At 58.0% G+C, this 20,042-nt stretch carries 16 protein-coding genes; 5 read left to right on the top strand and 11 right to left on the bottom strand.

All coding sequences use genetic code 11. From position 1 onward, the window contains the following. Positions 1-60: 60 nt before the first annotated feature. Positions 61-450: a hypothetical protein gene (locus tag KI792_00090; GenBank protein ID MBV6631407.1), complete on the top strand. Its 390-nt coding sequence runs from the start codon at positions 61-63 to the stop codon at positions 448-450. A gap of 57 nt (positions 451-507) precedes the next feature. On the opposite strand, the gene KI792_00095 is transcribed toward KI792_00090, so the two are convergent. Together KI792_00095 and KI792_00100 are read right to left on the bottom strand one after the other, a co-directional pair. Continuing rightward, entirely contained in the window at positions 508-1,554 is a 1,047-nt protein-coding gene (locus KI792_00095) for a glycosyltransferase family 9 protein (protein ID MBV6631408.1), read from the bottom strand. Continuing rightward, entirely contained in the window at positions 1,551-2,555 is a 1,005-nt protein-coding gene (locus KI792_00100) for a glycosyltransferase family 9 protein (protein MBV6631409.1), read from the bottom strand. The genes KI792_00095 and KI792_00100 overlap by 4 nt, the downstream gene beginning before the upstream one ends. Positions 2,556-2,788: 233 nt before the next feature. On the opposite strand from KI792_00100, the gene KI792_00105 reads away from it, so the two are divergent. Further along, a complete protein-coding gene (locus KI792_00105) occupies positions 2,789-3,673 on the top strand; it encodes a folate-binding protein YgfZ (protein ID MBV6631410.1) in 885 nt (294 codons plus the stop codon). A 13-nt stretch (positions 3,674-3,686) separates the two neighbouring features. Here the strand turns inward: KI792_00105 and KI792_00110 are convergent, their stop codons facing one another. From KI792_00110 to KI792_00135, 6 genes are all read right to left on the bottom strand, one after another. Then, positions 3,687-4,607 carry a PhzF family phenazine biosynthesis protein gene (locus KI792_00110; protein MBV6631411.1) on the bottom strand — a complete coding sequence of 307 codons (921 nt, stop codon included), beginning with the start codon at positions 4,605-4,607 and terminating at the stop codon, positions 3,687-3,689. Between the two features lie 39 nt (positions 4,608-4,646). Beyond that, positions 4,647-7,346, bottom strand: coding sequence for a pyruvate, phosphate dikinase (ppdK, locus tag KI792_00115; GenBank protein ID MBV6631412.1), 2,700 nt, complete (start codon positions 7,344-7,346; stop codon positions 4,647-4,649). Positions 7,347-7,352: 6 nt separating this feature from the next. Continuing rightward, a complete protein-coding gene (glyS, locus tag KI792_00120) occupies positions 7,353-9,596 on the bottom strand; it encodes a glycine--tRNA ligase subunit beta (GenBank protein MBV6631413.1) in 2,244 nt (747 codons plus the stop codon). A gap of 5 nt (positions 9,597-9,601) precedes the next feature. Beyond that, positions 9,602-10,513 (bottom strand): glycine--tRNA ligase subunit alpha, encoded by a 912-nt coding sequence (locus KI792_00125; GenBank protein ID MBV6631414.1) that lies wholly within the window; start codon positions 10,511-10,513, stop codon positions 9,602-9,604. Positions 10,514-10,697: 184 nt separating this feature from the next. Then, on the bottom strand, positions 10,698-11,441 hold the full coding sequence (locus tag KI792_00130) for a methyltransferase (GenBank protein ID MBV6631415.1): 744 nt from the start codon (positions 11,439-11,441) through the stop codon (positions 10,698-10,700). Between the two features lie 221 nt (positions 11,442-11,662). Then, entirely contained in the window at positions 11,663-11,893 is a 231-nt protein-coding gene (locus KI792_00135; GenBank protein MBV6631416.1) for a DUF2007 domain-containing protein, read from the bottom strand. A 253-nt stretch (positions 11,894-12,146) separates the two neighbouring features. Between KI792_00135 and KI792_00140 the strand changes: the two genes are divergently transcribed. Together KI792_00140 and KI792_00145 are read left to right on the top strand one after the other, a co-directional pair. Beyond that, positions 12,147-13,181: a polyprenyl synthetase family protein gene (locus KI792_00140; GenBank protein ID MBV6631417.1), complete on the top strand. Its 1,035-nt coding sequence runs from the start codon at positions 12,147-12,149 to the stop codon at positions 13,179-13,181. A 116-nt stretch (positions 13,182-13,297) separates the two neighbouring features. Then, on the top strand, positions 13,298-14,113 hold the full coding sequence (locus KI792_00145) for a mechanosensitive ion channel family protein (GenBank protein ID MBV6631418.1): 816 nt from the start codon (positions 13,298-13,300) through the stop codon (positions 14,111-14,113). Between the two features lie 15 nt (positions 14,114-14,128). Here KI792_00145 and KI792_00150 read toward each other — a convergent pair whose 3' ends face one another. After that, entirely contained in the window at positions 14,129-15,139 is a 1,011-nt protein-coding gene (locus tag KI792_00150; protein ID MBV6631419.1) for a hypothetical protein, read from the bottom strand. 352 nt (positions 15,140-15,491) lie between these two features. Here KI792_00150 and KI792_00155 point away from each other — a divergent pair, with 352 nt between their 5' ends. Then, entirely contained in the window at positions 15,492-17,939 is a 2,448-nt protein-coding gene (locus KI792_00155; GenBank protein ID MBV6631420.1) for a M10 family metallopeptidase C-terminal domain-containing protein, read from the top strand. A 35-nt stretch (positions 17,940-17,974) separates the two neighbouring features. Here the strand turns inward: KI792_00155 and KI792_00160 are convergent, their stop codons facing one another. Next, positions 17,975-19,159 carry a DUF2336 domain-containing protein gene (locus KI792_00160; protein MBV6631421.1) on the bottom strand — a complete coding sequence of 395 codons (1,185 nt, stop codon included), beginning with the start codon at positions 19,157-19,159 and terminating at the stop codon, positions 17,975-17,977. Positions 19,160-19,230: 71 nt separating this feature from the next. Beyond that, a partial coding sequence (locus KI792_00165; GenBank protein ID MBV6631422.1) for a hypothetical protein occupies positions 19,231-20,042 on the bottom strand: 812 nt, incomplete at its 5' end.

Genomic DNA, 20,042 nt, shown 5'->3' on the forward strand with positions numbered 1-20,042 from the left:
CAGGGGCCGGTTGGCACAGCCAACAGGTTTACCCCGCCCCGTCTCAAGGCACTGCATCCCATGACCACACTGCGCGTTCCTGTCTCGATCGGTGAAGTGATCGACAAAATCACCATTCTGGAGATCAAAGAGGAGCGCATCACCGATGCGGCCAAGGTTGAGAATATTCGCCTGGAACTGAGCATGCTGCGCGAGACGATTGCCAGTGAGATTGGTGACGATGCGGAACTGCCCCAATTGCATGCCAAACTAAAGGGCATCAATGAAGAGCTATGGGTGATTGAGGACGATATTCGGGACAAGGAACGGGCCAAAACCTTCGATGATGAGTTCGTCCGCCTAGCCCGCGCCGTCTATGTCACCAATGACCGCCGTGCCGCCGTAAAGCGGGAGATTAACGAGCATTTTGGTTCTACGTTGGTGGAAGAGAAATCCTACGCGGCCTACTAATCAGGCCGGATAGGCAGCGGTTTTTCCGCAATTCGCCGATTACATCACTTCTGAGAGCTAACCAGCCTTCGCACTGTCTTTAAGGCGCTGAAGCACCTTTTCCGCGACAGTTTTGGGGTCGATTCGTGCCATGCCATCCTGACGGCTGATGCCCCCTTGGTCGGGCTTAATCGCCTCAATCAGCGGTGAGAAGGTCAAAACCTCGGTCGCACCAAACAAACCAAAGGCCGGCACACCAACAGCGGCCGAGATGTTCAGGAACGAGGTGTCGTTGCCGACATAGACGTCGCTCGCGGCTTGGATCGCCACCATCTCAGACATCGGCGCGGTAAAGCCGGGTGCCAGAACAATCCGGTGCTTGCCGGCAACCTCAGTCGCGGCGGCTTGGAGTGCCCCTTCAAAAGCAGCCTCCCCTGGCCCGCCCATTAGGAAGAAGGTCGCTGAGGTCTGCTCACCAATGGCCTTGATCAGGGCGGCAAATCGCTCCGCCCCCCATTGCTTGAACGCCTCAGAACTTCCCAGCCCGAGGGCAATCCAGGGCTTGGGACAACCGGCATAGCGTTGCTGCACATCATTCGCGAGCGCGGGGGCCACCCTTAAGCGTTCGGCGTGATCTGGAATGCTAAAGCCACAGCGTTCGATGAACTGATCCGCCAGGCTAATCGGGTGATCCCGCCGGTGCTCAGAACCCAGATGCGGTGGTTCAGTAAACCAACGTGTCGGTGCGGTGGTGCCGTAACCAAAACGCTCAGGCACGCCCGCTAAAGCCAGGGCAGCGGCGTATCGCGCGCTGTGGTGTAGTTGGAACGACCGGGCAATACCCTCAGCCTTTAGATCGCGAACCAGCGCGATAAAGCCAGCGGGGCCACTATGCCGATCGGCCCGGTCGACCCAGATCACCCGGTCGATTGCCTTATCGGCTTTAAACATCTCGTCAGCCCGGCTACGGCTCTTGGTCAGCAGCACCTTCTCCCGCCCTGGATGGGCGGCGGCAATGGCGTGAACCGCCTTCAAGTGCCAAACAAGATCGCCAACCCCTGGCAAGGGCTGAAGGATCACAACCGGCCCGTCCTGGCTTGGTTCCGATAGGGGTTTCATGCTCAAGCTGACTGCTCTTGCGGCGTGGCTGGCTGGCCCTTGCCCTTCTCACGCTTAACCAGTGCTTCGGCCTTACCCGCTACCGTCGCAAAATCTAGCTCGTCCATCAGGCTTTCTAGGGGGCGTTCACCGCTATCCACGGCGCGGATCAGCTCTGCCTTTGAAACCGGGGAGCGGACCCAATCAGTGATGGGACCATAGGGGGCATAGATACGATCATCGGATGGGCCAAACAGGCCCAGCGTCGGTACACCAACAGCGGCCGCGATATGCATCAGACCGGAGTCATTGCCGACGTAAAGCGATGAGGATGCAAGGCATGCCGCGGCGAAGGCCGGGTCGGTATTGCGCATCAGGTCGATGCGACGCTCTTCCGGCACCACGGCCCATGCATCAACCGCGCGCTCACGCTCATTCGGTGCGGCTGAGACCGCGACACGGGCATTGGGTAGGGCCCCACCGGCGGCAGTCAGGCGTTCAATCAATGCCTTAAACCGGTCCATTGGCCATTCCTTACCGCCCCAATTCGCGGCGGGGCCAATCGACAAGATCGGCCCTAGCTCTGGCTGCATATGGGCCTTGGCTGCCTCAACCTGCTCATCAGAGAACCAAAGACGCGCGGAGAGTGGTGCGGGCAGCCGCAGCTTCTCAGAGAACTGCTCAACCTTATGCTTACCCATGCTGTCTGGCAGGGCACGGAACACCAGACGGGATTTGCTAGCAATCGCGCGGGAGACAAAGCTGTCCCGAAGATCGACAACCAGATCCCACGGCTCCCGTACCACCTGGCGCCATAGGCGCCACCAATGCCCGGCATAGGCACGCTTTGGCATGGGGATCAGGGCGCGAAGACCTGGCACGGTGGCGAATAACGGGGCCGGCAATGGACCACAGGCAATCGTCACCTCAGCGTCGGGGTGCTGCTCCAACAAATGGTTCAGCACGGCCGTGGACAACACAGCATCGCCCAAGCGGTTGGACGTGATGAACAGCAGGTTGAAAGCCATGAAGCCGTGATCTCAAGAAGTCGGAGAGGTGCCCGGGCACGATATCTTGCGCGCGGTTATAACCGGGCACCGAACCAACATCCAGCCTAGGCGCGCAATCCAAGGCGCTCCTCTGCCCAATTGGGTAGGAATAACAATCATTGTTGCAAGCAACCCGCGATCATCCCATGTAACTGCGGTAGCCAGACGGCCACGAATGCCCGCCAAATGTGAAGACCGAGTGATCCAAGCCGATGCCCCAGGAAAATGCTGCGCCACGCTATATCCCCCTGCCCGAACGCGCGGTTTTAGCCGTTAGCGGAGAGGATGCCGCCACTTTCCTACAAGGGCTGATCACGGTTGATACCGAGGGGCTTGAGGTTGGTAAGACCCGCTACGGCTGCCTGCTAACGCCCCAGGGTAAATTTGGCTTCGACTTCTTCCTGATCCGCCAGGCAGCGGACAGTTTTTGGCTGGAGACTGAGGCAGGGCAAGCCGCTGATCTGATGAAGCGGCTACGGATGTTTAAGCTCCGCTCTAAGGTTGATCTGGCGCTAAGTGATCCAGCCCCAGCCGTTTTCGCCTGCCTAAGTGCGCCAAGCGATGCACCCGATGGCGTTACCCTGTTTGAAGATCCGCGCATGGCTGCCCTTGGACACCGCGCTATCGGCGACGACGCTGTTATGCGGGGCTGGCTTGAGGCTGCAGGTTTCACCCAGGCGCCCATCGGCGATTACGATACCCACCGCCTGACCCTAGGTATTCCGGACGGCACCCGCGATATGGAGGTGGGTAAATCCACCATGCTGGAATGCAATATCGACCAGCTGAATGGCATCGACTGGGAAAAGGGCTGCTATATGGGTCAGGAGTTGACGGCCCGCACCCGCTATCGCGGCCTGGTTAAGAAACGCCTGATCCCGCTTGAGATTGATGGCTCCCTGCCCGAGCATGGTACGGCGGTCATGCGGGGCGATAAGTCGGTCGGCGAAACCCGATCCGCATTCGGCACCCACGCCCTGGCACTCATGCGGATTGCCGGGATTGAGGATGCGGAACCCGGCGCCTTCCAGATCGGTGATGCCAATGCCAGCCTCATCGTGCCGGACTGGTTGCGGCTCGAGAAGGAAGAGATTTAGGCAGCTTTAGAAGCTATAGCGAGAGCGAGCCCGTCATCATGGTCACGCATTGACCAGTGACGGTTATCGCCTCTGCCTGGCCTGCTTGATCAACGCGCACCTCGGTCTCAATGACACTTGGGCGGCCCATATCAACACCTTGGGAAATGCGGAGCCGGGTCGGCGCGTCCTTAGCCGCCCTTTGCAGATGTCCAGCTAGAATGGCCGAGGCTGAACCCGTCGCCGGGTCCTCGGTCAGGCCAGCCATTTCTGGATCCAGCGGGAACATACGCGCTGAGACCGGCGCCGGATCGCCCTCCCCATCACGAACAAACAACATCAGTCCAATGCTGCCATCGCGCAGAACCGGCGGCATATCGACATTGGGGTTTGCGGTCTTGGCCCGGGCCAAGGCTTCCCGGCTTGTGATTGGCACCATTACGAAGGATGGCCCGGCCTCCAGCAGCGTTGGTTCAGTATCGCTAAGGTCGATATCAGCTGCCGTCAGGCCAACCGCCTCCGCCACTGGCGCGGCGGGAACCGTTACCGGGTCACCTGGCAGTTTAGGCGCGGTGATGCGTATGCCAGCGATTTGACCAGCCGCGTCACGCTCAACCTCAATCGGCACCAGACCGGCAATCTCCTCGAACACCATCTGGTCACCAATCGCCTTGCCGAACAGTTCACCACGCTGGGCCAGCACGAAGCCGGTACCCACATTGGGGTGGCCCGCGAATGGCATCTCATAACCAGGCGTGAAGATACGAACCTGGGCGGTATTGGCCGGGTCCTTTGGCGGCAGGACAAAGGTAGTTTCGGAGTAGCTAAACTCCGCCGCGATGGCCTGCAGCGTTTCGGTTGGCAAGCCCTCAGCACCGAAAACAACAGCGAGCGGATTGCCACCAAAGGCCTGATCCGTGAACACGTCACAGGTTACATAGTCGAGCGTTTTCATGGACTTCGACTCAATAACTCAGATTTTGAAGAACTAGGCTTAACCCTTCTGGGCGAGGCTAGCCTGGGCTGCGGCGAGACGAGCAATCGGCACCCGGTAAGGCGAGCAGGAAACGTAGTCGAGGCCGGTTTCTTCACAGAAACGGATCGAGGCTGGATCGCCGCCATGCTCACCACAGATGCCGAGCTTGATGTCCGGACGCGTTGCCTTGCCCTTCTCACAGCCAATGGCAACCAACTGGCCAACACCCTGCGGGTCGAGGCTAACGAATGGGTCCTTCTCAACGATGCCCTTATCCTGATAGAGCGGCAGGAAGCTACCGGCATCATCGCGGCTGATCCCAAAGGTGGTCTGGGTCAGATCATTGGTACCAAAGCTGAAGAACTCAGCACTCTCTGCAATCTGATCAGCACAGAGCGCAGCACGCGGCAGCTCAATCATCGTCCCAACCATATAACCGAGTGAAACGCCTGATTTTTCAACAGCTTCTGCAGCAACTTTATCAACAAGCGCTTTCAGGATCGCGAGTTCTTTCGGCATGCCGACCAGCGGGATCATGATCTCAGGCACAACGGTCTCACCGCTCTCCTGCTGGACCGAGATGGCGCCCTCAATGATCGCCCGGGCCTGCATCTCGTAAATCTCAGGGTAGGAGACGCCGAGGCGGCAGCCACGGTGGCCAAGCATTGGGTTGCTCTCAGACAGCTGCAGAACCCGGTGGCGAACCTCTTCCACATCGGTTTTCAGCGCCGTCGCCACATCTTCAATCTCATGGGCTTGGTGCGGTAGGAACTCATGCAGCGGTGGGTCTAGCAGACGGATCGTCACTGGCAGGCCGCGCATAATCTGGAACAGCTCAACGAAGTCTTGGCGCTGCATCGGTTCAATGCGGGACAGGGCATCCCGACGGCCAGCCTCATCAGCGGCGAGGATCATTTCCCGCACCGTCAGAATACGGTCAGCCTCGAAGAACATATGCTCAGTACGGCAGAGGCCGATGCCCTCAGCGCCGAACTTAACGGCCGTGCGGGCATCTGCTGGCGTTTCGGCGTTGGTGCGGATCCGCATACGGCGGCTCTTATCCGCCCAGCCCATAAGCATGGCGAAATCACCGGACAGCTCTGGCTGCTTGGTGGGGATCTCACCCAGCATCACCTCACCGGTGCCACCATCGATGGTGATCACATCGCCCTCTTTCAGGGTGATGTCACGGACATGCAGGGTCTTCGCCTTATAGTCGATGCGGATATCACCAGCGCCGGCCACACAAGCGCGGCCCATGCCGCGGGCAACAACCGCCGCGTGGCTGGTCATACCGCCACGGGTGGTAAGAATACCGCGAGCCGCATGCATGCCGTGAATGTCTTCCGGGCTGGTTTCAATCCGGACCAGGATAGCGTTGTGCCCTTCCTTAACCAGGCGTTCGGTTTCGTCTGAGCTGAAGGCGATCATGCCAGACGCCGCCCCAGGAGATGCCGGCAAGCCCTTGGAAAGAATCGTCTTTTCCGCGGTTGGATCGAGGGTTGGGTGTAGCAGCTGATCGAGTGAGGCCGGGTCGACGCGCATTACCGCCTCTTCCTCGGTGATCAGGCCTTCCTTAGCCATTTCAATTGCGATCTTGAGGGCCGCAGGTGCCGTGCGCTTACCGCTACGGGTCTGCAGCATGAAGAGTTTGCCGCTTTGGACGGTGAACTCGATATCCTGCATGTCGCGATAATGCTTCTCGAGGCGCAAGCGCACATCGTTCAGCTGGCCAAAGACCTCAGGCATCACCTCTTCCATGGCAGGCATGGTTGAGTCCTGCTTTTCCTTACCGCGAATGGTCAGATGCTGTGGGGTCCGGATGCCCGCCACCACGTCCTCGCCCTGGGCGTTGACGAGATACTCGCCATAGAACTCGTTATCGCCGGTTGATGGGTCACGGGTGAAGGCAACGCCGGTGGCGCAATCCTCGCCCATATTGCCGAACACCATGGCTTGGACGTTAACCGCGGTGCCCCACTCCTCAGGAATGTCGTGTAGGCGGCGATAGGTCTTGGCGCGTGGCGTATCCCAGGATTGGAAGACGGCCTTAACGGCGCCCATCAGCTGTTCTTGAACATCTTGCGGGAAGTCACGGCCAAGGGCGCGCTTCACCACCGCTTTGTACTCAGGCAGCAGCTCTTGCCAATCTTCAGCGGTCAGCTGGGTGTCGAGGCTGTAATCACGGTCACGCTTCAAGGTGTCGAGCAGATCCTCAAACTCGTAGTGATCAATGCCCAGCACCACATCGGAATACATGGTGATGAAGCGACGATAGCTGTCATAGGCGAAACGTGGATCGCCGGAGCGTTTGGCCAGGCCCTCAACACTGACATCATTGAGGCCCAGGTTCAGGACCGTGTCCATCATACCCGGCATGGACACCCGAGAACCGGAGCGGACAGAGACCAACAGTGGGTTCTCAGCATCACCAAATTTGGTGCCAACCAGCGCTTCAATCTGGCCCAAAGCGGCAGCAATTTGCCCATCAAGTTCGGGCGGTAAGCTCTTGTTATTCTGATAATAATAGGTGCAGGCGTCAGTTGGAATGGTGAAGCCTGGCGGGACCGGCAGTCCCAGTGATGACATCTCGGCAAGGTTGGCACCTTTACCACCCAGCAGGTTCTTCATCCCGGCGGCGCCATCGGCCTTTCCGTCCCCGAAGAAATAGGTCCACTTACCGGTGGTGGCGGTATCAGCAGAAGCAACAGCACTCATGGCGAGTTATCCCTCAATCTTCGAGAAATCGGCGATTTGATCATAGGCACTGGAGAACTTCTCCAGCATGGCTAGGCGGTTGGTGCGCAGGTCAGCGTCATCGACATTGACCATCACCTCTTCAAAAAATCGATCAACGGGCTGGCGTAACTCAGCGAAGGCACGCATCGCCCCGGCATAGTCCTCATCCCCAAGGCGTTTGGAGACTTCGCCATCAACCTTGGCAAGTGCGGTGAACAGGCCTTTCTCAGCGTCTTCAGCCAGCAGCGCCTCATTTGGTGCGCCGAGGCCGTTTACGCCACCCTTCTCCCGCTCTTTGCGAACGATATTGGCACCACGGCGATAGGCGGCCAGCAGATTAGCGCCGGCATCACTGCCCAGCAGCTCTTGCAGAGCCTCAACCCGGGCAACCAGGCCAACGAGATCATCGCCACCATCCTTGGCAAAGACGGCATCGATCAGATCGTGGCGAATGCCCCGCTCGCGTAACGCCACCTTAAGACGGTCAGCGAAGAAGGCTGGCAGTTCCTCAACGGCTTTCTGGACAGCCTCTTGGAAGGCCATGGCCCGCACGCGGAACTTCTCCCGCTGCGCATCTTTAAGCTCGTCAGCCAGTTCCTCGATATCCACCTTGGACGCGGTCTTGGAGTATTCCTCGAGCACTTCGCGATAGGCGGTCTCACCGCTCGCTTCCCGCATGAACTGCAGGACACGTACGCCGAGATAGTTCTCCTTCGAGAAGGTCAGCAGCTGGTTCAGCGATAGCCGCAGGTCATTTTCAAGAATGATACGGATGATGCCCAGAGCGGCGCGGCGCAGGGCAAACGGGTCGCGGCTCCCAGTTGGCTTTTCATCAATGGCAAAGAAGCCAACCAACGTGTCTAGCTTCTCGGCCAAGGCAACGGCAATGCTGACCGGTGCGGTTGGCACGGCATCTGACTGGCCAGCCGGCTTGTAATGGTCGGCAATTGCATCAGAGATTGCCTGGGGCTCACCAGCGGCTGCCGCGTAGTAGCGGCCCATCAGGCCCTGCAGCTCGGGGAACTCCCCAACCATACCGGTGACGAGATCAGCCTTTGCTAGCTTGGCAGCACGCAAGGCATCGTTTGGCTCAGCACCCTCAAGCAAACCCGCGATATCGAAGGACAACCCTTGAAGGCGGTTCACCCGCTCAGCGACCGTGCCCAGCTTCTCATGGAATGTGATGGCGCGGAGTTGCGGCACGTAGTCTTCCAGCGCGGTCTTACGATCCTGGTCCCAGAAGAATTTGGCGTCGGATAGGCGGGCCCGCAGGACGCGCTCATTCCCCGCAACAATCTTCGCCCCGCCATCACTGGCGGTCATGTTTGAGACAACACCAAAATTGGCAGCCATGGAGCCGTCAGCAGCCTCAAGCGCAAAGTACTTTTGGTGGCTACGCATGGAGGTGATCAGAACCTCTGGCGGCAAACCCATGAAATCATTGTCGATTTGGCCAACCAATGGCATTGGCCACTCGACCAGTCCCATCACCTCTGTAACCAGACCTGGATCGGCCTTCACGGTTAACCCTTTGGCCTTTGCAGCCTCAGCGAGCGCACTCTCGATGGCCTCACGACGCTCAGCCGGATCGGCCATAACCTTGGCGGCACGCAGCTGATCCAGATAATGGGCCGGATCGGCGATCTCGATCTCACCAGGGGCGAGGAAGCGGTGGCCTTGGGTCACGGTGCCGAAGCTCAGCTCCTGACCATTGCCAAGCTCAACTCTACCGGGCACAGGCTTGCCATCGAATAGCGCTAGAATGCTCTGCAGCGGTCGAACCCAACGGGCGGTAGAGCGAGCCCAGCGCATGGATTTCGGCCACGGCATGGCGCCAACCACCTGCGCAATAATACCGGGTAGCAACTCGGCGGTTTGTTGGGCCGGGGTCTCTAGGACCACGAACCAGAACTCGCCCTTTGGCGTTTCCCGCTTCTCACACTGATCAAGGCTGTCCAGGCCATTGCCACGCAGGAAGCCGTTGATGGCCTGTTCAGGCGCATCGGCACGTGGGCCGCGTCGCTCTTCCTTCACCGCCTCGGTCGCAACCAGCAAATCAGGGATAATCGCGGTTAGGCGGCGTGGGCCGTAATACAGGGTTGGCTCGCCATGCTTGATGCCAGCAGCCTTAAACTGCTCACCCAACAGCTTGCCCAGCTGCTTGGCCGCGTCGGCCTGCATGCGGGCGGGGATTTCTTCAGAGAAGAGTTCGAGGAGGAAATCAGCCATGGTCCCTACTCCGCTGCCACAGCTGGTTGAGTCATGGCGCTGGCTGGCTTAGAGACCCAAATCTCACAACATTGCCGCGCAAGCTCACGCACTCGCAGGATATAGGATTGGCGCTCAACCACGCTGATCACGCCGCGCGCATCCAACAGGTTGAAGACATGGCTCGCCTTGATGCACTGGTCATAGGCGGGCAGCGCCAGCTTTTGCTCAATCAGATTGGCGCATTCAGCCTCGGCATCCTTGAAGTGCTGAAGCAGCGTCTCCGTGTTCGCATGCTCGAAGTTGAAGGCTGAGAACTCTTGCTCGGCGCGCAGGAACACATCGCCATAGCGAACCCCCTGACCGTTGAAGTCGAGGTCATAGACGTTCTCAACGCCCTGCAGATACATCGCCAGGCGTTCTAGGCCGTAAGTCAGCTCAACCGGCACGGGATCACATTCGATGCCGCCGACCTGCTGGAAATAAGTGAATTGGGTGACTTCCATCCCATCGCACCAGACTTCCCAGCCGAGACCCCAAGCGCCGAGGGTTGGGCTTTCCCAATCATCCTCAACGAAACGGATATCGTGTTGGTTCAAGTCGAGGCCAATGGCGCGCAGGCTATCGAGATACAGATCCTGGCTATTGCCCGGGCTTGGCTTCATCAGCACCTGGTATTGGTAATAGTGCTGCAGCCGGTTTGGGTTCTCACCGTAGCGGCCATCCGTTGGGCGGCGGGATGGCTGAACGTAAGCGGTATTCCAGGTTTCGGGCCCAAGGGCGCGCAGGGTTGTCGCCGGGTGAAATGTGCCCGCGCCAACTTCCATGTCATAGGGCTGAAGGATTACGCAGCCTTTGTCTGACCAAAACTGGTGCAGGCGCAGGATCAACTCCTGAAAGCTGGGAGCGTCTGGATTGGTTTTCGTCACGGACCAAATGGGGCGTCCTGGGCGCCTTACTGCATTGCCAAACTACGGGCGAAGTGGCGCGCACATTAAAGGCCGCAAAGGCGCAAATCAACCAACCAAGCCCCTTGGAATTGCGGCATTTCCACATGCCAGACCCGCAAAGTTGGTTGACCTTCCAGGATCGAAATTCAAGTCGCTGATTTTTCGGCGGGTTTTAGTAGCAATCGAGATCGATGGCTTGCCCATCTTCCAGCACCGCGCGCGCCTCCGCTGTGTACTTATCGATCTGATCATGCAGCACAAGACCGGGCAGGATTCGCGCTGGCCCTCGGCTGGCCTTTAGCCCCTGAACAATGACGCGCCGGGCTGGGCGCCCAGGTCGTGGCCATAGGGGTAGGATGTTGATATCGCCAAAGCGTTTGGCGACGGCGGCCACCACCTCATGCACCCGGTCGGCGCGGTGGATCATGGTCATACAGCCGCGATCCTTCACCCAGCGGCTGGCGGCTTTGACCCAGTCTTCCAGTGTGGCCTCTTCAATATGGGCCGTTGCCTTGCTGGCATCACCGGGCGGGGTGTGTGAGCCGCCAATGAAATGCGGTGGGTTCGCCATAATGTGGTCGAAGCTTTTGGGCTCAAACAGGCTGGGGTCGCGGAGGTCACCGGTCACAAAGGAGATGCGATCCTCAAACCCGTTGCGGCTGGCATTCTCAACCGCCAGGGCCAACAGCTCTGATTGAATATCCAAGCCCGTCACCGTAATGCCAGGTGATCGGCTCATCAGGCAGAAGCTGGCCGTGCCAACGCCACTGCCGATATCGAGAACCTTACCTTCAGGATGGGCCTTTACGGCCGCTGCCATCAAGACAGGGTCGATGGCAAAGCGATAGCCGACGCTCGGCTGCCGAAGTGACAGCCGCCCCCCTAAAACCCTATCAACCGTAACATCATCTGACATTTGGGGTAGGCCATCAGGACCCTCCCCAAGCTTATGCCATGGTGCCATTGGTTTACTCGCCCCCAGCAAAGCAAATTCAATTTGTGGTCACCGGCCTCCTGTCCCCTGGCCGATAATCACCAAATCGCTCTGCAGCTTCCTCACATAGGCAGTATCTAGCCCCCACCTAACCCGTTTTGTTGTGCCGATTTCATCAACCAGCAAAACAAGGCATGTACCAATCAACCGTTACCGGGGTTACCCGCGATATCTGCCAATGCCTCATCAACCAACCGTTTGGCGGCATCGTAATCCTCATCGATCACTGCCAAACGCCGGGGGATTGCGCCAATACTGCCCTCCAAGATGCTGGTATGGACATCCAGGATCACAGCATCGAACCCAGCGTCCACCAGTACTGATTCCAGCCAACTCAACGCGACTGGGTCATTGGTGGTATAAACTGCCCGCACAGGCCCGACCTTGATCTAACGCAATCAATGCGCCCCTTCTCACACCGGTATCCTATAGAAAACTAGGTCAAAAATCGATGCCCGGCGCACCACCGGATATGCGCCCTTATGCCCCAGAGGCAGTTTTGGCCGGTTTTCCCGTGCTGATTTGCGCCTTGATTGGTTCAGGTAATCCGCCCCAATTCATTGCCGAGACCGAGACATCAGGGTAAGAGACGCCCACAGTTATTTGGCCGAAACACCGACCTACAGCATGCCCCCTGCCACCAATCCACAAAGAGCACCCGACGTCGCCGAGGGCGGGCTTGAGCGCCTACACGCCGCGTTCACCGATGATTTGGCGCTGGTCAATAAGCTGATTATTGAGCGGATGCAGTCGCCCGTCGCACTGATCCCACAGCTTGCCGGGTACATCGTGGCCGCCGGTGGCAAGCGCTTGCGCCCTCTCCTCACCCTCGCCAGTGCCAAACTCTGCGGCTATCAGGGTGATCGCCATTACGGTCTGGCCACCTGTGTTGAGTTCATCCACACCGCAACCCTACTCCATGACGATGTGGTCGATGAGAGCCTAGCACGCCGTGGGCAGGCATCAGCCAATGCCGAATTTGGCAATCAAGCCAGCGTGTTAGTTGGCGATTTTCTGTTCACCCGCGCCTTCCAGTTAATGATCGGCGACGGCTCTCTCGAAGTACTCGATGTACTATGCCAGGCCTCCGCCACTATCGCTGAGGGCGAGGTGATGCAGCTGATCACCACCAATGATTTGGAGACCGATGAAGCCCGGTATCTTGAGGTTATCGAGGGCAAGACCGCCGTGCTATTCGCCGCCGCCTGCCAGGTTGGCGCCATGGTTGCCGAGCGTCCAGCCAATGAAGTTGAAGCCCTTCGTCTGTTCGGAGAGAAGCTGGGCATGGCCTTCCAGTTGATTGATGACATTCTCGATTACTCCGCTGACCGGCGGTCCTGGGGCAAGCAAATCGGGGACGACTTCAAAGAGGGTAAGATGACCCTGCCGGTCGTCCTATCGCTCGCCGCCGCTGACCAGGAACAGAATGTTGATGAGCGGGCATTTTGGGAGCGGACAATTGGCCGACAAGAGCAAGATGAGAGTGACCTTGATAAGGCCCTAGAGCTCATGTCCCGTCATAACAGCCTGGAATTGGCGCGCGACCGGGCCAAGCAATATGCCGAGGCAGCGGTTGAAGCCCTCGCCCCATTTGATGCGACAGACCCAACCTACCAATTGCTGGTGGATGCCGTGATGGCATCGGTTCAGCGCCAGCGATAACAGAGTAATAGTCGGTGCTTTAACACCGGATAAGCCAGAGCGAACGCGCCATGCATGAAAGCCTCGATTTCTTCGCCCCGTTGATTGATCAACTGCTTGAGTTTGTTGATGAGGCGATGCGCCTGCTCCCGCAGCTGACGCTCGCAGTTGTTGTCATAGTCATCACCTCGATTGCTGTGTTCCTAACCCGGCGGTCGCTGGAGACGGTGCTGACCCGCGGCGCCATGCGCCCTGCCCTGGTTATGGCAATCCGGACCCTTGCCGGCATCTCGGTTTGGATCTTGGGCATTCTGCTCGCGATCACCATCGCCTTCCCCTCGGTCACCCCGGCCAAGATGCTGGGCGCCATTGGCTTGGGTGGTGTCGCAATCGGCCTCGCCTTCCGCGAGATGCTGGAGAACTTTATGGCCGGCATCATGATCATGGTGCGCAAGCCCATGCGGATCGGCGATGTGATCGTGGTCGATGACGTCTATGGCCAGATCGAACAGATCACCATGCGCGACACCTATGTCCGCCAGATCAGCAATGAGTTGATCCTGGTTCCAAATGCCAAGATCTACAAAAACCCAGTTGAGATCATTACCGACCTACCGCTGCGTCGACACCAGATCGTTGTTGGTGTTGCCTATGGTGAGGATGCGGACAACGCCCTCAAGGTGATTGAGAAGGCGGTTAACAGCGTCGATGAGATCGATAAGAGCGTGACACCAGAAGTCTTTGCGCGGGAGTTCAATGCCTCCTCAATCGACTTCACGGTGCGGTGGTGGGCAGGCTCCCAGCCCGAAGACATGCATCGCAGCCGCTCCGCCGTGGTGCTGGCGGTTAAGCGCGCCCTTGATGATGCTGGGATTGAGATCCCCTTCCCCTACCGTACGCTTACATTCAAAGGGCCGGTGCCAGTTGAAATGGCCGATCAGGGTCAGGAATAACGCTGGGGATCAGGTCTAGTTGAGGCCGAACTTGCCCGGTTTGCTGTCGGCGCGGATATCATTCATATCCAGGCCGAGCTCAGCCAGGTCATCCGCCGTAACACCCGTGATCAGCTCCTGATCCAACCCAAGCACCAGATGACGGTTCAGGGTTTGCCGGATGGCATTTTCCAACATTCGCGCATGGCTCTCGATTGGCTGATGAAGATAACCTATCTCTTGGCTCTCAGTCGTAATGTGACCAAACATTATATTATCGATAAAGTACCAAGCGGCTCGACGTTCTGCGTCGTTTTCTAGTTCCCTACCGATTGCAGGCAGTTCACCAACCAAATCTGGTCGGAATTCGGCCATGAGCCGCATTCCCATCGCCTGTTGTAGCTTATGCGTCGCCTCATGGCCGGCTATTGCCAGGGCCTCAACTGGGTCGTCCCAGCTAGCGGCCGCATGAGTGTTCTGCCAGAGCACATCATCCAAGGGGCGGTATTCACCTGTTTGGATCCGGCCGTTTTCATCTGGTGGAATTTCATCAGTCTCAATCCTTGAGGGCGGTGCAAAACCGCTCTCGTGACCAAATGCGTGCATCAACCCAACGACAATGTCCAAGCGTTGATCCTCATTGCGATTGGCCCATTCAGCCTTCAGATCAGCGCCACTCAAAGCCTCAAAAAAGCGCCGAGCAATGCGCTGACCCAACCTGGTGTGAATGTTTGCTGCGGCTAAGTCTACCTTCAGTCCCGCGTAAAGCTTCATACGCGCATATTGTGCTGCTGGGGCCACCGGCGCTCCGGGAGTAGGTGGCCTTAAAGCAATCAGCATGCGCATCCGCAAATTGTCGCCAGCCTGTCTCAGAACTGACTGATCCACCCCAGATACAAGCTTGGCAACAGCGGCATCAGGCTGACGCTTGTTCAAAGCGCTTTCAAAAGCCAATTCCAAGCGGTGCACAGGTTTAGGCAGCACATTCGCAGGCACTTGTGGCGTAAACTTATCGATGTCGATCAGGGCTTGGGGAGGCAGCGTCATAGGGTATTAGGTACATGTCAGCGTTGTGAAAACTGCATAGCTGTTACGCTACGGGCGCCTTACGAAAACGCCGAAACAAAACTGTCATGATTTCGAATCCCCACGGCCATTCCACGGCTTGGGCTTTCATCAGGCCTGCTGAACAAGGGAAACGGCAGGCAAGTTCTGCCCAAAGTGGCGCAACAGCCACCGCCATCGTCGCCAAGCAGCGGTTTACGAACGTCGGCGAAGGTGTGACCCCAGCTTGTCGCCCAGCTCTGCTATGACGGTAGTAAGGATATTTGCGATGCTATGGCCTGTGCAGCGTGGGTTCGTTGCCAGACAAGTTTGTCGCTAGACGCATGAGGACACCATGGGACAGCCGTCAGTCTCCCCAGTATTTGCCACCGGCGATAATCGGATCGATGCCCTGCTCGCCCCCAGCGGGCTTGCCACCAAATGGGGCGGACCAGCGGGAACGGGCGCAACGCTGACCTACTCCGTCAGGACCGATGGCTCTACCTACGCCGATGACTATTCAGAGCTGGATGAGCCGGTTCGCGGCCAAGGCTTCAACGTCAATCAGGCGCAAGCCGATGCATTTGATGCGGCCATCGCTGCCTGGGCAGCCGTTGCCAATATCAACTTCGTCCCTGTGGTTGAGAGTGCGGATGTCACCGCCGATATCCGCTTTGGCTTCTCGCAGGCCACCGATCTGGTTAACCAGGACAATGACTTCGCCTTTGAAACCCAGGCTATTGTCCGCCAGCCCTCTTTTGCCCCTGCAGCTGGTGACATCTGGTTTGCACCCGATCTTCAGGATCTGGATTACTCCGTCAGCACATCCGGCGGTGGCTACAACCTAATGCTGCGAACGGTTGGCACGGCGGTGTTTAGCTTTGCAGCCACGACCAGCCCAGGCATCAACGGCGCCACGCTGTCTGAGGTTGAGAACACCCAGAGCTTCACCGTGATGTCGGAGAATGCGTCCGTCGGGGTTGAGGTGGATGAGCGGAACCCTGTTATCACGCTGCCGACCTCGCCAATGCTCTATGACATTCTGGCGGCCCAGGAGCTCTATGGCCCGAACCTGACCCATAATGCTGGGGACACCGTCTACATCTTTGCCCCGGGTCAGCAGCTTTATCAGACCATCTGGGATGCCGGCGGCACTGATGTACTCGATTGGTCAAACCAAACCCAGCCAGTGCTGATCGATCTAAACGATGGCAGCTACAGCACCCTCGGCCCACCACGAAGCGATGGCGTGACGGCAAACGAGTTTACCGTCGCAATCGCCTTCAACGCGTTTATCGAGAATGCCCGTGGCGGCGTGGATTCAGACACCATCATCGGTAACGAGCTCGACAACTTTATCCTGGCAAATTCCGGGGCTGACAGTGTCCGCGGCTTCACCGGCAATGACGTTATCTATGGCAATATCGGCAATGACATCCTCTACGGAAACCAGGATGCCGATGTGCTGTTTGGCGGCCAGGATGCCGACATCCTTTACGGTGGGCAGGATGGCGACCTGATCTATGGCAATTTCGCCAATGATATTCTCTACGGCAACTTCGCCTCTGACATACTGTTCGGCGGCGGCGATGGTGACATTCTGTATGGCGGTAAGGGCCCTGATCAGCTGCTTGGCAATAAGGGCAATGACATCATTTACGGCAACAAGGATGCGGATCTGCTATCCGGCGGGCCAGATTCTGACCTACTGATCGGTGGTAGTGGCAACGACACCCTCAACGGTGATTCCGGCAATGATGAGCTGCGCGGCGGCTCCGGCCTTGATGTGCTCAGCGGCGCGGATGGCGACGACACTATCGATGGCGGCATTGAAGATGACCTGATCACAGGCGATGCCGGTAACGACCAGATCAATGGCGGCGATAATGACGACACCATCTATGGTGGCGATGGTTCCGACATTATTGATGGCGGCCCTGGTTCAGACTTCATCGATGGCGGTGAAGGGGCCGACCAACTCTTCGGTGGTCTCGGCAACGACACCTTCATCGTATCCAACCTAAGTCAGGTTGTGACAGATGAGGTGAATGGCGGCACAGACCTGATCAGAAGCCAGGTTAACGTCACGCTGAGCCAAAACGTTGAGAACGCAACCGCCCTGGGTCCAAACAGCATCATCCTGACCGGCAATGCACTGGATAATCGCCTGGAAGGCAACGACCGGGATAACAGCCTAATTGGCCAAGCTGGTGACGACACGCTGATCGGCGGGCTTGGCGATGACACCCTAAATGGCGGCCAGGGCAGCGACCAGCTGGATGGTGGCTTCGGCAACGACACCTATGAGATCACGGACGATGCCGACACGATTATCGAGGGCGCGACCGGCGGTTTCGATACGGTACTCGTCAACTTCAACTTCACGGTGCCAGAGAACATTGAGAGCTTGATCCTAACAGGACAGGCAGAGGCAACCGGCAGCGAAGGTAACAACATCATCACCGGCAGCAGTGGCAGCGATCAGATCTCTGGCCGCGGTGGCGCCGATACGATTGATGGCGCGGATGGGGCCGACACCATTGTCGGCGGCAGCGGCGATGACAGCCTAACCGGCGGTGGCGGTGTTGATCGGTTTGTCTACACAACCGGCAACACGGGCAATGACACCATCACCGATTACGAGGCTGGGTTGGACCTGATCACCATTGATAACGGCATCAGCGTCGTGAGCAGTAACCCGGTTGGTGTCGATACGGTCCTGACATTGAGCAGCGGCACGGTTCTGACGCTACTAGGCGTCAACCCGGCTGATATCACGATCGAAGATCTGGACATGATGTAGGGCTGGCTGACTTCGGCCAGCCGAGATGCTCTGCCTTAAGCTGGCTGCATCGCTGGCTCGCCTGCCAACGCTCTGGCCTCGGCCAGGAAGTCGACCGGCGCCAGGCTATCAAGCTTGGCGATCAGGTAATCCAGATCGTCATCATTGAGCGCATCAACCTGGGTCAACACACGCTCCAACACCCGCCGGCGGCGACGTTCGATATCACCTTCAGCGCCATCGAACAGCGTCTCGCGAACCACGTTCAACGCGGCGCGTGTCGCCGGAAGCAGCGATAGCGCAACCTCTGAGCGTTCATAAATCGTCTTCAACCCAAGCGGCCCCTCATCATAGATCAGGAGGCGGGAGTTCACGATTGGCAGACCGGACATATGGGCGAGCGCCGCCTCGAAGAAGTCCAGATCACCCATGCAAAGCGAACGCAGTATCAGCGAACCACTTAGGTGCCCGGCTTCATCCAGTGTCTTCACCAAGTTGTTCAGGTTGTTCTGCTGATCATCATCACCGAACAGGTTCATGGTGGCGCGTTGACGGGTGCGCAGCAGCATGTCGGCCGCCACCTCATCAGGCACATCTTCACGCTGAACCAGATAATCGAGGAGTTGGTCAGACACCATACTGACCAGCCGCTCAGTGATATTGCCTGGCAGGGTATTCTGACGCTGCAGGATCGAGCCGTGAACCTGGTCACTGTCCGGGAACCGATTTAGTGCGGTGTCATACCCCTTTGCATTGATCTGCGCCGTCGCGTTACGCATCAACTCTGCCACTGCCGTCTCAGCACCGGTCGAAACCAACGCTGACGACACGTCTTCGGATAAATGCATCCGCTGCGCGACAGCAGTCTGTTTGGATTCCGATCCTGAATTCACGATCCCGATAAGCTCTTCATCGCTCAATGTCGGGGTGTATTGCAGGATTGGGAGGGCAACCTCCTCCACATCGCGGGCCAGGGTCTGGGCGACATCATCGGGAAGGTTGGGTGAATTTTTAAGGCTCTCGGAAAGCGCCTGACGAACCGTCACCGCAACATCATGGGCCAATGAACGGACGATATCTTCGGCGATTGCACGCTCACCGTCGCTGAGGCCAGAGTCTAATTCCTGGCCCAGCTTCGCTGCCACATCGGAACGGGTGGCCGCTGACTTGTCTTCAGTCAGTTTATCGACGTCGGCTTCCGTCAGATGGATGCCGGATGGCGGTGCCTGGCGTTCGGTCATGGCAGTGCAAAGTGGGTTAGATGATACATGTTTAATCGACGGTTTTGTTTATCATAGCGTTAACACCCGGCTCATTCGATGCTTTCCTGCGTTTCCTCGCCCGGGCTTACCTCGTCTGTGGCAGCACCGATATCGAGGCCGAGCCACAAATCCGCTTCAAACTTTGACAGAAGGCCAGGTTCCCGGCCTACCAAGCTACCAAGATAATCAACAAACTGGTCACGACCAGCATTGTCAGTGGCGGTTGGATCGGGCTGAACGAGAGCAACAGCAGAGCCAAGGCTGGTGATGTCCTGGTTCAGCCAGCCATAAGTCTCAGAATCTACTTCGTAGCGCATCACCCCTGGGCCGGCATCGGTTTGCGGCGGCATGGTGGGGAATGACATTAGCCGCAACTCACAAGGCAGGGCGCCAGCAAAAGCGGGGAATGGATGGATCACCATATCCACCCGGACGTCATAGTCCGATTGGCACAGCCGTAAGAACGGGTCGGTCCGGCGGCTCAAAGGATCACCGGAGGAGGTATAGCTGCCCGATGGCATGCTGATACCAAAGCGGGCAAGCACTTGGTTCATGCGCTCAACTACCCGGTCCGCCCGCTCTGCTGGGATCTCAACATCTAGGCCACGAAGTTGACGCGGGTCGCGGACAAGGCGAGCCCTGCGTGTTGCAATGGTAAGAACCTCAACCGCAATTGGCCGCACCCAACCATTGGCCAGGTCATATTCCTTGTCAAACAGCTCAACGGTGGCGAGGGCCATATCCGCCTGCCCACCATCCACGGCGGTCATTGCGGTCGACATATCGTCCACGGGAATGATTGCCACGCTGTGACGCTCACCAATACCGCCAACGCCATCGCGGGTATTGTAGCGCTTAACTA

The sequence above is a fragment of the Alphaproteobacteria bacterium SS10 genome, assembly GCA_019192455.1.
Lineage (GTDB): Bacteria > Pseudomonadota > Alphaproteobacteria > TMED2 > TMED2 > TMED2.

Coding starts and splice junctions, on each gene's coding strand:
- ppdK (MBV6631412.1), bottom strand. CDS start 7,346: ATGAGTGCTGTTGCTTCTGCTGATACCGCCACCACCGGTAAGTGGACC.
- KI792_00155 (MBV6631420.1), top strand. CDS start 15,492: ATGGGACAGCCGTCAGTCTCCCCAGTATTTGCCACCGGCGATAATCGG.
- glyS (MBV6631413.1), bottom strand. CDS start 9,596: ATGGCTGATTTCCTCCTCGAACTCTTCTCTGAAGAAATCCCCGCCCGC.
- KI792_00145 (MBV6631418.1), top strand. CDS start 13,298: ATGCGCCTGCTCCCGCAGCTGACGCTCGCAGTTGTTGTCATAGTCATC.
- KI792_00090 (MBV6631407.1), top strand. CDS start 61: ATGACCACACTGCGCGTTCCTGTCTCGATCGGTGAAGTGATCGACAAA.
- KI792_00105 (MBV6631410.1), top strand. CDS start 2,789: ATGCCCCAGGAAAATGCTGCGCCACGCTATATCCCCCTGCCCGAACGC.
- KI792_00160 (MBV6631421.1), bottom strand. CDS start 19,159: ATGACCGAACGCCAGGCACCGCCATCCGGCATCCATCTGACGGAAGCC.
- KI792_00140 (MBV6631417.1), top strand. CDS start 12,147: ATGCCCCCTGCCACCAATCCACAAAGAGCACCCGACGTCGCCGAGGGC.
- KI792_00130 (MBV6631415.1), bottom strand. CDS start 11,441: ATGTCAGATGATGTTACGGTTGATAGGGTTTTAGGGGGGCGGCTGTCA.
- KI792_00150 (MBV6631419.1), bottom strand. CDS start 15,139: ATGACGCTGCCTCCCCAAGCCCTGATCGACATCGATAAGTTTACGCCA.
- KI792_00110 (MBV6631411.1), bottom strand. CDS start 4,607: ATGAAAACGCTCGACTATGTAACCTGTGACGTGTTCACGGATCAGGCC.
- KI792_00100 (MBV6631409.1), bottom strand. CDS start 2,555: ATGGCTTTCAACCTGCTGTTCATCACGTCCAACCGCTTGGGCGATGCT.